This is a genomic window from Enterococcus sp. AAFC-DPL-5146 (assembly GCF_058216635.1).
In genome coordinates this window covers 1,142,992-1,158,074 of sequence record NZ_CM177103.1, presented here as the reverse complement: position 1 = coordinate 1,158,074, position 15,083 = coordinate 1,142,992, and the positions used below count along the sequence as shown (strand labels likewise).

General features: G+C 34.3%; 11 protein-coding genes. All 11 read right to left on the bottom strand.

Annotated features, from left to right (window positions below):
• Window positions 1–62: 62 nt before the first annotated feature.
• Window positions 63–569: a cell wall elongation regulator TseB-like domain-containing protein gene (locus tag AC4BB2_RS05215; RefSeq protein WP_490474372.1), complete on the bottom strand. Its 507-nt coding sequence runs from the start codon at window positions 567–569 to the stop codon at window positions 63–65.
• 85 nt (window positions 570–654) lie between these two features.
• Window positions 655–3,423 carry a helicase C-terminal domain-containing protein gene (locus tag AC4BB2_RS05210; protein WP_490474371.1) on the bottom strand — a complete coding sequence of 923 codons (2,769 nt, stop codon included), beginning with the start codon at window positions 3,421–3,423 and terminating at the stop codon, window positions 655–657.
• Between the two features lie 194 nt (window positions 3,424–3,617).
• Window positions 3,618–5,171: a hypothetical protein gene (locus AC4BB2_RS05205; RefSeq protein ID WP_490474370.1), complete on the bottom strand. Its 1,554-nt coding sequence runs from the start codon at window positions 5,169–5,171 to the stop codon at window positions 3,618–3,620.
• Window positions 5,172–5,453: 282 nt separating this feature from the next.
• The gene (locus tag AC4BB2_RS05200) at window positions 5,454–6,896 is read right to left on the bottom strand and encodes an amino acid permease (protein WP_490474369.1); all 1,443 of its coding nucleotides are present in this window, start codon (window positions 6,894–6,896) and stop codon (window positions 5,454–5,456) included.
• Window positions 6,897–7,405: 509 nt separating this feature from the next.
• Complete coding sequence (locus AC4BB2_RS05195; protein ID WP_490474368.1) at window positions 7,406–8,455, bottom strand: lysylphosphatidylglycerol synthase transmembrane domain-containing protein; 1,050 nt, start codon at window positions 8,453–8,455, stop codon at window positions 7,406–7,408.
• 30 nt (window positions 8,456–8,485) lie between these two features.
• Window positions 8,486–8,764, bottom strand: coding sequence for a DUF1294 domain-containing protein (locus AC4BB2_RS05190; RefSeq protein ID WP_490474367.1), 279 nt, complete (start codon window positions 8,762–8,764; stop codon window positions 8,486–8,488).
• A 90-nt stretch (window positions 8,765–8,854) separates the two neighbouring features.
• A complete protein-coding gene (locus AC4BB2_RS05185; RefSeq protein ID WP_490474366.1) occupies window positions 8,855–9,757 on the bottom strand; it encodes a diacylglycerol/lipid kinase family protein in 903 nt (300 codons plus the stop codon).
• 124 nt (window positions 9,758–9,881) lie between these two features.
• Window positions 9,882–11,111: a peptidase T gene (gene pepT / locus AC4BB2_RS05180; RefSeq protein WP_490474365.1), complete on the bottom strand. Its 1,230-nt coding sequence runs from the start codon at window positions 11,109–11,111 to the stop codon at window positions 9,882–9,884.
• 22 nt (window positions 11,112–11,133) lie between these two features.
• The gene (locus tag AC4BB2_RS05175; RefSeq protein WP_490474364.1) at window positions 11,134–12,252 is read right to left on the bottom strand and encodes a Nif3-like dinuclear metal center hexameric protein; all 1,119 of its coding nucleotides are present in this window, start codon (window positions 12,250–12,252) and stop codon (window positions 11,134–11,136) included.
• Window positions 12,242–12,952, bottom strand: coding sequence for a tRNA (adenine(22)-N(1))-methyltransferase (locus AC4BB2_RS05170; RefSeq protein WP_490474363.1), 711 nt, complete (start codon window positions 12,950–12,952; stop codon window positions 12,242–12,244). Before AC4BB2_RS05170 ends, AC4BB2_RS05175 begins: the two co-directional genes overlap by 11 nt.
• A 134-nt stretch (window positions 12,953–13,086) precedes the next feature.
• Window positions 13,087–15,003, bottom strand: coding sequence for an endonuclease MutS2 (locus AC4BB2_RS05165; protein WP_490474362.1), 1,917 nt, complete (start codon window positions 15,001–15,003; stop codon window positions 13,087–13,089).
• Window positions 15,004–15,083 lie beyond the last annotated feature (80 nt).

The following is a 15,083-nucleotide window of genomic DNA, read 5'->3' as shown; positions in this document are numbered from 1 at the left end:
CATTTTTTATCAAATAAACATGTATCACACTTATCATCTAACCTACTCTTAAAAAGGTCTCGTCAGACATTTTTAATGACCATAATCTCTTCTGCATTTTTAAATGACAGCAAGTAATAACTTAATAGACCATCCTCATTTTTGGTAACGACCTCCCAAGTAGGTTCGTTTTTATAAAGTCCTAAACTAATTTTTTGGATGTCTTTTTCTTTGTAATCTGTTTCCATGATTTGGCGGATATGTCCTTCTTCCACCCCATCTTTTTGGTTTAACACAATGACTTTTTCTCCTGATTTTGGGATGATCACAACTAAGTCTTCCCCTTTATCATTTTTCCCAGTTACAGTAAAATACGTATCTTTTCTGGTAAACCAATAAAATTTATCAACGGATTCCAAATGTGCATATTCTTTTGCAATTTCTGTTGCTTCTTTTTTTGCTTGAGTTCTTGGATGTGTTGCGCGAACAGAAAAAATAATAATCATCACGATAATCGCTAACAAAACCGCAATCAAGCCTATAAGAATCCTCGTTTTTCGTGTTTCACGCTCTTCTTCTTGTTCTTGCAATCGTCTCGCCCTTTCCAAACTTACTGGCTATTATTATATCAGAAAAATAGCTTGATTTAATAGATAGAAGGTAAATTTATTTCGTTTATTTATTTAAAAATTCATTTAGATCAGAAGTTATCTCTGATAATGATGCCTCTTTTACTGGTAAGTTTTTCGGCAAAGCTTTTATCATGCGTTTTCCATACTTTGCTGTAACCAAGCGTCTGTCCAACACAATTAAAGCTCCTTTATCATTATCAGAGCGAATTAAACGACCTAGCGCTTGGCGTAAACGAAGTGTCGCTTTTGGCAATGCCTCGTGAGTGAATGCCTGAATCCCCTTTTCTTCAAGGTAATCGTAACGTGCTTTAATAAATGGACGCTTGGGATTTTCAAATGGTAAACGAGTAACGATCAAGATCGATAACGCCTCACCTGGCAAATCAACGCCTTCCCAAAAACTGTCAGCACCTAATAAAACACTATTTTTTGAGTGAGCAAAGCGTTTCAGTATTTTTTCTCGGCTACCACTGATTCCTTGTGCTAAAAGCTCTCTGCCTTCGTTAAGGAACTGTGGATGTAGACGATAGTATACACTGGATAAAATTTCATGCGATGTAAATAAAATCAACATCGAGCGATTTTGTTTTTGAGACAATTCTTGAACTACAGATGCAATATAAGCTGAAAATTCTGATGCGTCCGCCTGACCAATTGCAATAGCTTCTGTTGGAATATATAGTCGAGCATTGTGTTCATAGTCGTAAGGATCTGGTAATGTTTTAAACAAGACATTCCTCAATCCTAACTTATTTGGCAAATAGTTTTTATCATTGCCGAATTTCAAGGTTCCACCTGTATATAAAATTCGTTGATAGCGATCATACCAAGCAGTTTCAGGTAAAATACTAGCTTCCAAGTCATTAATTGACAGCAAACCATAGCCTTGTGGCATTATGCTGTATTCTTTAATCCAACGAGGATGCCATTCATTCACATAAATATCGAAGCACTCATGAAGAAAGGCGATTCGCTCAAAAAATTGCAGTAAACTAACAAATATAATTCTTTGAGATGATGTATATTTCTCTAGCTCTTCAGTAATAGATTGATGTAATCTTTTTTGAATTTCTAGCATTTCCGTTAATAGAATCTCAATCTTTTGGATTGAGGACTCGCCATCTATTGATAGATGATCAAAAATCTGCTTGGTCAACAAAGTAGCTTGCACTGTTGAGCTCTTTTCAATTGAAAAAAGTTGTCCTATTTCATAAAACAAATCACTAAACTCTTCAACTAAATCATTAGATGCTTTACAATAAATACGCAATAATCGCTGTTCTTCTGTTTCTTTTTCAAGAATTTGATTGACTTGATCAAATAATTGGTCTTCCTCTAAATATAAACTGACTTGCTTTTTAAATGAGAGATAGTTAAACTGACGATTTGCGATTTTACCAGCAATATCTGGCAAATGATGTGCTTCATCAATAATTAAATATGAACTTTTTGGAAGAACCGGGATGTCTCTTAGTGTTTCTTGAGCTAAAAATGAATGGTTAACAATCAATACGTTACTTTGTCTAACTTTTTTATATAGAAAGCGGACAAAATCTTCTTTATATAATGAATCTTGTTCTGACAAGAAATCTAGTCCACGATGGGCCACTTCTTTCCAAAAAACGTGATTAAAATTCGTTAGTTGCAATTCATCTAGATCCCCAGTTTCTGTTTCCAAAAGCCAAACTAAAATTCCCATTTGATACAATGCGTATTGCTTTTGTTGAATAGGATTTTTCAGAGTAGCCTTAAAACGTTGGAGATCAAGATAATGACGATGGCTTTTGATAATTGTTGCCTGCAACGGTTTAGGACAAATTTCATTGGCTAATGGAATATCTTTTTCTGCCAATTGATTTTGTAGAACAATCGACACTGTACTAATAATGACTGGATTGTCAGGTGTCGCCAGATAACTTAACGGAAATAGGTATCCCAAAGTTTTTCCCGTTCCTGTAGCCGCTTCAATAAACAAATCTTTAGTTTCAGATAGTGTAAAATGTTCTTGGACTAAATTCATCATTCTACTCTGTTCCGAACGATACCTAATTTTATTGCCAAAAACTTTTTCTTTCGCTTTTTTCTTCTGTGGAAAAACAGGTTCACCGTATAGTTTTTCTTCAAAAAGCGGTACTTCTTTTTTTCTTAAAGCAATTCCTGAAACTACATGGTGCTCTTTCGATAATGGCTGAATATCTTTTTTCATCTCTTCATAAATATGATGTATATAAGCGCTAGTATCCATTCCCGTTTGCTGGCTTAGTTGGTCAATCGTCTCCATTGAAATCAGCGGTAGACGACGCATCTTAGCTTCGATTAATAATAAAAGTTCAGCGGTTACTTGTGCATCACTATCTGCTTGATGAGGATTATCATGGATCAAACCTAAACTTTCAGATAAATCCCCTAAACGAAAACTTTTTTCTGTTGGTAAAAAAATCTGAGCCAGTTCAACGGTGTCAATTCCAGGGATCTTTAGTTTAGGCGTACCACAACGAAGTAATTCCTGTGTTAAAAATGAATAATCAAAAAAAATATTATGTGCAACAAAAACAGTATCAGCCAACAGATTATAAATCGTAAGGGCAACATCCTCAAAATAAGGAGCTTTTTGCACTCGTGAATTAGTAATACCGGTAAGGTTTTGAATTTGTTTAGAAATGGCTTGATTGGGATTAATGTCAGTAGCAAAACGGGAAATGATTGCTCCTTCTTGGATCAACACACAACCAAATTGAATAATTCGATCAACTGTTGGATCTGTTCCCGTTGTTTCTATATCAACTACTGCATAGATTTGATTTTTATTCATTGACTCCCCGCCTTTCCTCTATCCTTGAAAATTATACTACAAAACTACTCATTTTCACTATTGTTTCGAAAAAGAAGTTTGATATTCTTAATGAAAACTATTTTTGTAATCAAAAAAGAGAGAGACCAGAGCAAAACTTTACAGTTTTGTCCTAGTCTCTTAAAACAAAATAAATTTTCTCCTTGTTCTTCTAACTACTCTTCAACTGGCATCAAGCTCAGATTTTGCATATATTGATCCATTAAAATGTATCCTTCTAAACGTCGAAGCATATCAACGGAACAACGAACTTTTTTGCCGAATAATGATCGACTATAAGCAATTTCACGCATTTCTTGTAGAAAATCATCCAAAGAAGCAACTAAACTGCCGCAACTTAAACGACCGCAAATCAAAACATCCTCTTTGCGTTGTCTCAATACTTGCCCCCACGAATAATTTAAATATTCTGCTTGACTGATTTGAGCCAATAATTCTGAGCGCAAAACACTTTTTTTCTGCACGTGATTTTTCTTAGAGCCTAAACGCATCCGTTTGTTCATGAAGCACAGGTAAATCTCATCTTCCAAGTTTTCCATTTCACTCTTAGAAAAGTTAGGGATTTTTGCTGGTGCTTCAATTGATTCAATTGCTTTTAATTGCTTAGAAAAACGCGGCCAATTACTTGGAGTTGCTTTTCTCGTTTTTCTTTTCTTAAAGACTAACTGATTAAGATTTAAGGGTTCTGACGTCACAATTTCCTTTATAGCTTCTTTGGCTTCATCAGATTCAGCAAGCATTCTACGTTCGGCTTCCATTTGTTTGCGTTTTAGCTTCAATGATGTGCGTTCTTTTGTAACAGAAGCAGTTTGGTTTGCTTTTTCTTTATTTTTTTGTTCTTGTTTTAGGTAAGTTGTAGGCTCTTCTTCTACTTGGAAATCTTCTTGAATTGGTTTTTCCGCCAATTCGTTCTCCAACTTTTTTTCTACTTCATCTCCTACGACTTCCTGCACTGTTGTTTCTTGTACAGCTTTTTCTGGCGTTATTGATGCTTCAACAACAATTTCGTTTTCATCAAGTTCGACGTCTACATCAATTGGTTTCTCCGAATGAAGCATTTCTTTTTTTATTTCTGCCGCTTTATCCTCTTCAATAACCAAAGGTTGCGCTCTTTTTAGATGAATCGTCTGAATACTTCTAGAAATAATTGGATTACTTTTAGCTGTATGCATCTCGATTTTTCCATGATTGATTGTTTCAGTTAAGTCAGTAATCATTTTACGCAGGCGAAAAATTTCATTTGATGTCTCAAGCATTTGCTTCATCATTCCCTGTACTTCTTCTGGGTTTAATGCAGCATCTCCTCGATAAACAAGAGAACGCTCCTGTTTTTCAAGTGTAATTTCTTCCAACCAATGTTTTAAGTTTATTCGAAGATCTCTTCTAGTTGGTTCAAAACTTCCCATAAGTAATGTGTAATACATCATTTCAGTTTCAACATACATGTAAATCTTCTTAACAACTAACTCTTCGAATTCCTCTGATTCATCCCAGCTATCACAAATTGCGTCAAAAAAGGCTTCACCTTCAGCTAGGTTTTGATAATCTTTTGCTAGATTCAACTTCCGAACCAAATAAAATGAATACGGTGTATCTACATTATCCGCATAGACTTCACGGCCTAAATAATCTGGATCAACTTCTTTACAAAGATAGGTTGATCGTTCTTCTTTTTCTGATTGACGTTGTCGCTTACTAATCGTTCTCACTTCCTCAATTTTTTTCCTGTATAAATCGTATCATTTTTTTAGAAAAAAGAACACACTTTCCATTCCATTATACCGATAAAATGAAAGAAATGTTCTCATTTTTTTAAAAAAATGCGTAATTTAAAGAAAAACAATGATAAAAATCTCATTTTTTAGAAATTAAAGAATCTGAAAATATGAATTTTTTAGCTATGTTTTAGTCCAATACGAACATTTAACAAGTATGATAAACAATTAAAAAAAGAGAAAAATCACCCATAATGAGGATTTTTCTCTCTTTAATTAATTCATTTCAACTTTCTTTTTATCACGGCGGGCAAGCGCTGGTAAAATCATTCCTAATAAGATTAACACGACTGGCGTGATAACATTAGAAGCTAATTGGAAGAACCATGCTTTCGGGTCTGCCGCAAAATCAACTTTCGGCACCATTCCTAAAACACAAGCAAATGCTGTAAATAAGAAGCACCATAAACCGAAACCAAAGGCAATCTTTGGATTTTTAATAAATTTGTATTCTGACGTATAATTTTTATATGCTTTATTTAACATCATATAGGCAAAGAATACCCATAGATAACGCATTGGCATTACAACTGAATTCAAGTTAGTCAGCCATTTAACCAACTCTTTGATATTGTCGATACCAAACATTGGCAATACAATAATGATACTTACTAAAATACCAGTCAACAAGTAGCCATTAACCAATGTTCCTTTTTTACTTCTTTTACGTAAAGCTGCTGGAACGTATTCTGGATCAGCATCCGCTAAAAGAATTTGTAAAGGTGCATCAATAGAAAAGGCAAGTGCTGAAATTTGTCCGATTCCGTTTGTGATAGCATAAATGATCATTAATAAGTTACCCACACCATAATATTCTCCCAATAATTGGAAGGCTGTATAGGCGCCATTGGCCATCAAATCTTCTGGAATATTATTACTTGCAAATAGCATTCCCATCGCAAATGAACCTAAAACAGCAGAAACACCAACCATTGCAGCTAAGAAAATCATTCCTTTTGGAAATTCTTTAGCTGGGTTTCTCATTGAGTTTACATAAGGAGAAATTTTTTCAGCTCCACCGACAGCAAATACCAGCATGGACACCGTAGTGAAGTAACTAAAATCGAATTTAGGAATGTACGTACTGATTTTATCCATATGTGGTGTAGCAAATTCAACGCTTGAATTCATCATTGGTGCACCAACGGCTAATAAGATAAACAGCATAGACATCACAAAAATTGCCGTCCCAGCCATTCCTCCGATAACTTTTAAGGTCATCAATCCTTTAGTAGATAAAAGTAAGAACACTAAGAAAATAGCTAAGGAAATCAAGCTAATTCCTACAACAGAGAAATTATTTACAATATCTCCGTTCCCTTGGATTGCCCAACCAAAGGCAATCAATACTAATTGTGGTTTTTGAGCTAGATAAGGGATATGTACCACCCAGTACGTCCACGCAGCATAATACGCTAAGCGTTTTGTACTCGTATTTTGAACCCATGAACTAACTCCGCCACTGCTGTCTTTAAACGTTGAACCCAGTTGTCCGACAATTAAAGCGTAAGGAATAAAATATAAGACCAAAATCAAAATCCATGAAGTCACAACGGAAATTCCTTGTTGTGCATAGTTATTCACGACATTACCTAGACCCCAAACCATATTGAAAGCGATTAGTCCCACGGTAAACCATCGTAGTTGCTTTTGTTCCATCAAAACACTCCTAATCATAATAAAGTATAAAATATCTTTTTAATCATAATCATTTTTAAGTGTTTAAACAAGCTTTCCTTTGCATAAATATCGATTTTATCAGCAATTTATTAGATTAATCATAAAATCCCCTTTTTTTCTAATGAAATTATTCATCTCACAAAAAAGAAACGTTCACACACTACTATTTGAGTCTTCAACTCTTTATATTCCCTTTCTCTTTCATCTCATTAATTAAACTCACTTTCTAATAATAATCATTCGAATCCTATTTTTATAGGATACTCTGAACATTTCATGAAATCCTTTAAATAGTTCAAGAAAACAGAAAGTTTCTCACACAATACCCAGATCAATTCATACTAGTGTTTTTTTCAAAACATTATCGAAACTTTATTAAAGTCTTTCTCTACAGCTCCTCATCAGAATAAGATAAAAACAGGCAGAAAGAAAGTGCCTCCTTCATCTTCTCGGAGTTAATCACTTTTATTCTTGCCTGTTTTTCTATGTTATTCTTCTTCCGCTATTTTGCTTTTTTCTTTTCTAACATCATGAAGTCCTATTTTGATTTCTCTTCTCTTTTCAACAAGTACAAATACAAATCCAATCAGAAATGGTAAAACAAAGCTGCCGAAACGATACAACAGTAATGATGATACAGCGTCAACGGTTCCAACTAAAGGTTTGAATAGCAGTAAATAAACAAATTCAAACGGTCCGATACCTGCTGGTGTTGGAAATACGCCAGACAAAATAACGGAAAAACTAGTAAATGAAAGAACCAAAAGAAAATCTATATTTGGGTGATTCGCAACTAATACAACATAAGGAATCACATACCAGAAAAGTAGTTTAGCTACATTCCAGCCAAAAATTCGAATCAATGCTGAACGATCTTTTGTAATCGTCTGAACTGTTTCCCTCAACGAATAAATCTGTAAATTACACTTATCCACCCAATCTCGTAAACTTTTACGTTTAAAATGTTTGTTCGCCCATTTCGTCAAAAAAACTTGAAGATTAATGCTGCTTGAAAGAATCAATAGAGAAAAAATAATCACGAATGTTAACGCCACTCCAACTAAAATAAAAGAAATCATTTTTGGTGCCTGCTCATAAAATAAAGAAAACTGGAAAATCAACCCGAGGACTGACAAAAAAATAACAGCGACTTTATACATAATCATATGTAAAGCTGTAACACCTACTCCTTGAGAGACAGCCAAACCTTTTTTCTTATAGAAATAAATTTCTGAAAGTAACGTACCTGTTCCAAAAGAAATTATACGGTAAAAGGCAACGTAACACGAAGTAAAAAAACCATCTTTTGTAGTGAAATTTTTCTGAAAATAAGAAGCAATTTCTTTGATTGACCGGCCTTCAACAATTTGATAGATGACACCTAACAAAATAACTAAAGCGACAACAATCCAGCTTGTTTCCATCAATTGAGCAAAGATATCACTAAGAGAATTATCCATCACATAAATAATTACACCGATAAAAATTGCCAACAAGCCGATATTCAGAATAACTTTTGTTTTAGAATTGCTTTTCATGATTTCTCCCAACTAAATTTATATTCACGATTATCTTTTATAACTACTATAAACAATTGCAATAGCTACCAGTGTACCAAAAATAAAGAAAAAATAAAAGCGAAATTTTCTCGTTTTATGTCGAAAAAGTTGTTGTGCAAGTAACCCGCCAATTCCTCCACCAATAACACCTATAAATAAAAGGTCAAATTCTGGCACGCGCCATTTTTTTCTTTTTGCTCTATTTTTATCAAAATACATTGCTAAAAATTCAACTGCATTCACTACAAACAAATACACCCAAGGTAAATGTTTTAACCAACCACTCATACGTTTTCCTCCACAATCGTTCTACTACTAGAATACCTTGAAAAATAAATAAATGTAAAGTTAATTCAACCATAAAATTAGAAATTTCTTCTAAGATTTCGGAACAAAAACGCTTAATCCATGTTTCATTACTTCCATGTGGACTGGTAGATTTTCACTTGGATCACCATCAACACGTGTACCTACTTTCTTTTCTGTCGTGCTATTGATAACTATCTCAGCTGCTGTTATATATTTTATTTCAGGAATTTCATAGATCTTACCTAAAAGTATTTTTGGTAGATAAAAAGCTAATTTAAAAAAGTTTAATTTTGGTAGAATAGTCAAATGAAATAAGCCATCATCTGGGGAAGCGGAATTATCAAAATTTGTGTAGCCGCCAACTGAATTTGTCATTGTCACTGTAACCAATTGTGTTTTGCCTTTCCATTGCTCTTTATCTGTTTTGATTTCTAAGCGATAACGCTTTTTCTTAGCCAACAATTTAAAAAAGTTCTTCACAAAAATAAGTTTGCCATATTTTTGTTTATCTTCCTGACTAATGCGTGCCGCTGTATCTGCTAAAATCCCAATCGTCATAGTGCTGACGATCACTTTTTGATTAATCATTCCGTAATCAATTTTTCTAGTATTACCAGCTAAGATCACATCAGCTGCTGCTTCAAAATTCATAGGAATCCCTAAAACTCTAGCCATATTATTAACTGTTCCACCAGGTAATAAACCAACATTTAAGTGAGACAATTCCTCTTTAAAATCTTCCACATTATGATTGATTGTTCCATCCCCGCCAATAAAAATTAGCGTATCAATATTTTCTGCTTTGGCTTTTTCAACAATTTTTTTGCTATCACAATCTGGTCCTACTTGTTCTAAAAAAAAATGGATGCTCTCATGACCATGATCTTTTGCGTAAGTCACGAATTTTTCTGCTAATTCTTTTCCTTTGTCTTTGCCTGATGTCTCATTAAAAAGAATCATTACCTTCTCCATTTGATTACCTCCTAAACATTAAAACGTATTGGGCTCATCCTACCTCAAATGAAAAACAGGAAGTACGTCACTACTTGCAACTATACTCCCTCTTTTCACTTTTTACTATTAGTAAGACGACTATTTATTTTGCGTTATTTTCTGCAATTTTCACAATCACATCTGTTGCTTTTTCCATCGCTTGTAGAGAAACAAATTCAAATCGTCCGTGCATATTTTCTCCACCAGCAAAAATATTTGGTGTTGGTATCCCTAAATAAGAAATTTTAGACCCATCAGTTCCTCCACGAACAGGTTCGATTAAAGGTTCTATATCTAATTCAATCATCGCATTTTTCGCTAATTCAATAATGCTCATGTCTTTTTCGATTACTTCACCCATATTATAATATTGATCAAACAAATCAATTTGAACACGTTCTTGATCAAATGGTTTGTTGCTAATTTCTTGAATTTTTTTAATCAATGCTTTTCGAGCTTCAAATTTTTCACGATTATGGTCACGGATAATATACGTCATCGTAGCTTCTTCCGGCGTACCACTCATTTGCGCTAAATGGAAGAACCCTTCGTAACCATCTGTTTTTTCCGGTACTTCATTTTGAGGTAGTTGATTACTGAAATCAATAGCCAACTGCAACGCATTGATCATTGTATTTTTCGCTGTTCCTGGGTGTACATTTTTCCCTTGAATCGTAATCTCTGCTTGAGCAGCATTGAAGGTTTCATATTGTAATTCACCTACTGGTCCACCGTCCATTGTATAAGCAAAATCCACATTGAATTGGGCAACATCAAATTTATCCGCACCAACGCCGATTTCTTCATCTGGACCAAAAGCAACACGAATCGTTCCATGTTTGATTGACGGGTTTTTGATAAGGATTTCCATTGCTGTCATAATTTCAGCAATGCCTGACTTATCATCAGCACCTAAAAGAGTCGTTCCGTCTGTTGTAATCAACGTTTGATTCTTATAGTTTTTCAAGTTAGGAAAATCAGTTGTATTTAAAGTGAATTTCCCTTCTTTATCTAAATTAATCGTTGATTGTCCATCATAGTTTTCAATCACTTGAGGATTGACATTGACTGCATTGAAATCTGCTGTGTCCATATGAGCAATAAATCCGATTGAGCGAACGTCTTTATCTATATTGCTTGGTAAAGTAGCAATCACAAAACCATTTGTTTCATTATAAGTTACATCACTCATACCAATTTCTTCCAATTCTTTTTTCAAGATTTGGGCAAAATCAACTTGTGTTTGTGTTGAAGGTGTTGTTTCACTGTTTGGATTTGAACGTGTTTCTGTTTTCACATAGCGTAAAAAACGAGGCAATAAATTTTCATACATTCTTAGGTTCCTTCTTTCTACTTTATCTAAATTTAAATGGATTTGTATTTACCTCAGACTCGATAAATGTTATGTCCCAATTATAATCTTTTTTCCATTGATTGAATAGTTCTACTAATTTAGGTTTGCATAATTGTTCAATGTAATGGCCGGGATCGATTACAGATAAGCCTTCTGTCAACATGTCATGACCTGTATGATAATAAACATCTCCAGTGATATAAACATCGGCTTTCTTTTTAAGGGCATCACGGAAAAATTTTTCGCCGCTACCACCACAAATCGCTACACGTTGAATCAGTTTGCTTTCATCTTCGGCAACAATTCTCAATCCCTCTAAATCAAATGTTTTCTTCACTGTTGCGACAAATCCACTTAATGGTACAGCTTTTTCTAAATGACCAATTCTTCCCAATCCGTATTCTTTAGTAAGGTTATCTATTGTATACAAATCATAGGCAGGTTCTTCATAAGGATGTGCCGCTAACATTGTTTGGATAACCTTGTCTTGAATCGTTCCTGGGAAAATCACCTCAATTTTGGCTTCTTGAACAACTTCCTCTTTCCCGATTGTTCCAATAGTCGGATTAGCTCCTTCAACAGGGGTAAATCTACCTGTTCCAATCAATGAATAACTTGTATTTTCGTACGCGCCTTGAAGACCTGCTCCAGCCTGTCCCAAAACGTTCCTCATCATTGGTGCATCATCAACAGGAACATATACAGCTAATTTTTTATACGAAATTGTATGTGTTTTCGTTAAATAAGTCGTATCTTGAATGCCTAACAATTCACAAAACCAATCATTCAATCCATTATCAATAATATCCATATTGGTATGAGCTGCGAAAACTGCAATATCATGCTTTAACAGATCAGCATACATCTTTGTTTGCAGGTCATTCGTGTCTAACCGTTTAACTGGTCTAAAAATAGGTGGATGTTTCGCAATAATCAAATCAACTTGTTTTTCGATTGCTTCAGCAACAACTTCGGGACGAACATCTAAAGTCACTAACACGCGATTCAATTTTTTATTCAACGTACCAATGTGTAAACCAACAGGATCTCCCTCTTCTGCTAGCCATTGGGGACAATATTCTTCAAAGTGTTCAATAAATGTATGACCATCAAGACTCATTTGACAAAACCTCCTGAATTTCAGTGATTTCTTGTTCTATTTGCTGCATTCTCGCCTGTTGATCTCCTGTGGCCTTCGCCAATTGAGCTAAAATATTTTCACGTTGCTTCAATTCACTCTGCCATTTTTTATAAAAAATAGGTGATTGCATTTTTAATAAAACCGGTCCAAAAAGTCGTTCTTTTTCTGAATAAGCAACTCTTTGTTCTTGTCTAGATGCTACAATGATTTCATATATTTTATTATTTTCTTCTAAAATATCTTCTTCAAGAATCGTATATCCATGTATAGTCAGCCAATCACGCACTGCCTTTTCGCCTATATTAGGTTGTAAAATTAATCGCTCATTGCCTTGTAACCGCTGGTTAGTCCATCCTGCGTCTAATATATCACGAATCAAGGCACCACCCATTCCGCAAATTGTTACAGCTGAAATGTCATCAGTTTTTTTTATAGCATCTAATCCGTTTGCTAATCGAACACTGATTTGTTCATCTAAACCATTTTTTCGCACTTGTTTTTTAGCCGCTTCGTAAGGACCCCTAACAACTTCACCAGCTATGGCAAAATTAAGTTTTTTTTGTAAAACTAACGCAACAGGTAGATAGGCATGGTCTGAACCAATATCTGCCAAGCGGCTTTGGTTAGGAACTAATTCCCCTACACGTTTTAAACGTTCTGATAATTGATTTTCATTCATTTGTCTTAATCCTCCGTGGTTATTATACCATTGAAAATTGGGGTTGAAAATGATGAAGCAAGTAATTTCGTCTTTTATAAAATGTCCAATGCTGTTTCAAGATATAGTTAAATAGTCTATCTCCGTTTAGCTGCCTAATTGTCAGAATCTAATCTGCCCCTATCTTGTCTTTCCTTCATTTCTTTTCGCAACTTCTTATGGGCTTTTTTAGAACCTCGTTCTAAGTCTCTGTGTTTTTTTCGTTCGTGATAGTCTTCAAATAATGAATCTAGATCATAATTTGCTGGATACAACTCTTTTGCGCTTTGATCTAATTTCAGTTGACGTTTGTGGACTTTTATCTGTTCATTATCTACGTAGATAATCACATCATTTGTCATTTCAACTTCTTTATAGACTAAAGCAATTTTTTTCTGTTCCGTCCAAAATACTCGATCGCCTTTTTGATAGGCGGGAAATATCGTTGTATCTTTTGTTTTTTTTACTTTTTGAAGTGAACGTTCTTTTTTAGTTGAATAGTTACGATCATGTAGATAGCTTTGCGCTTGTTTGACAACTTGTTTATCTAAGTTCATCTTATTAGCGATCCAAAAAGCATTACTTTCTCCAGTTTCACCTAATATTAATTGATATTTTGGTGTCAGGTTCTCTGGATCAAAAGCCATCGCAGCTGTTAGAAAGTCTTCATGTTCTTCTGAAAATCGCTTAATTTCTCCATAATGGGTTGTTGTAATAATAATACTGCCTTTTTTATAAAAAGCTTCCATAATCGCAATGGCTAATGCAGCCCCTTCATTAGGTTCGGTACCACTACCGATTTCATCTAATAAAATCAAGCTATTTTGTTTCGCTTTTGTAAGAATTTCAGAAATATTATGCATATGTCCAGAGAAGGTACTCAACGCATTTTCGATACTTTGTTGGTCACCAATATCAACAAAAATTTGATCAAAAATCCCAATATTGGTTCCAACCTCAGCTACAATTTGCACACCAATCATTGTTTGTAATGTAACCAAACCGATCGTTTTTAAGACAACTGTTTTACCGCCAGCATTAGGTCCTGTAATGGTCAACCCTCGATATTCTTTCCCTACTGATAGATTCAAAGGTACTGCATTTTCACCTAATAACGGATGTTTGACATTTACAAATTTGATAATCCCATCTTGATTGATTTCTGGTTCTATTCCTTTGATTTCTCTGCTGTATTTTGCTTTAGCAAAAATCATGTCGTATTGTGCAACGACTTCTAAATTAGATTGAATTGCAGGTAATTGTTCCGCAATCAGGCCTGTGAGTGTTGATAAAATTTGATAGATTTCTGTGGTTTCTTCCATTTTCAATTGATACAATTTATCATTCAATTTTGTCACGGTTGTTGGTTCTACAAAAACGGTAGTTCCTTTAGAAGAAGATTCAACAACTGTTCCGGGAATTTGTTTTTTATACGCGGCTTTGATCGGTATTGTATAGCGTTCATTTTTTTTAACGATGATTGATTCTTGGATTTTCGGTTTATTTTGACTGTTTCGAATAAATGCGTTTAGTTTACTTTCAATTTCTTTTTCACATTCTTGAATTCCTCTACGAACTTTACGAAGCTCACGGCTGGCATCATTTTCAACTTGATTATTACGAATAACATGATAGATTTCTTCTTCAATAGTAGAAAATAGTTGTAAAGATTCACTATATCTAGCTAAAAGAGGTGCAATAAATTCATTTTTTTGCATAAATGATTGAATCAATCGATTGCTTCTAAGAAAATCAGCGTAACTGACTAACTCATTTGGTTCTAAAACAAAGCCTTTTTCAACTTGTTTGGTTAAGTGTTCAATATTGTTTAACCCCATAAATGGTACATGTAAATTGGCCATAAGTAAGGCTTTAGCTTCAGCAGTTTCTTGAAGGCGTTTTTTGACAACATCTAAATGACTACTTGGCTGTAATGCTTTGATTCGCTCTTTTCCGTAATAACTAATTGCATAGCTCATTAATTTTTCTTTGATTCTATTGAATTGCGTTTTATTATAAGTTTCTTGGTTCATCTGCATCTCCTTCTCTTTTAAGAGATACCTATCTTCATCTGACTAGGCCAAAGAAGTTACTTGTTAGATCTGTACGAATT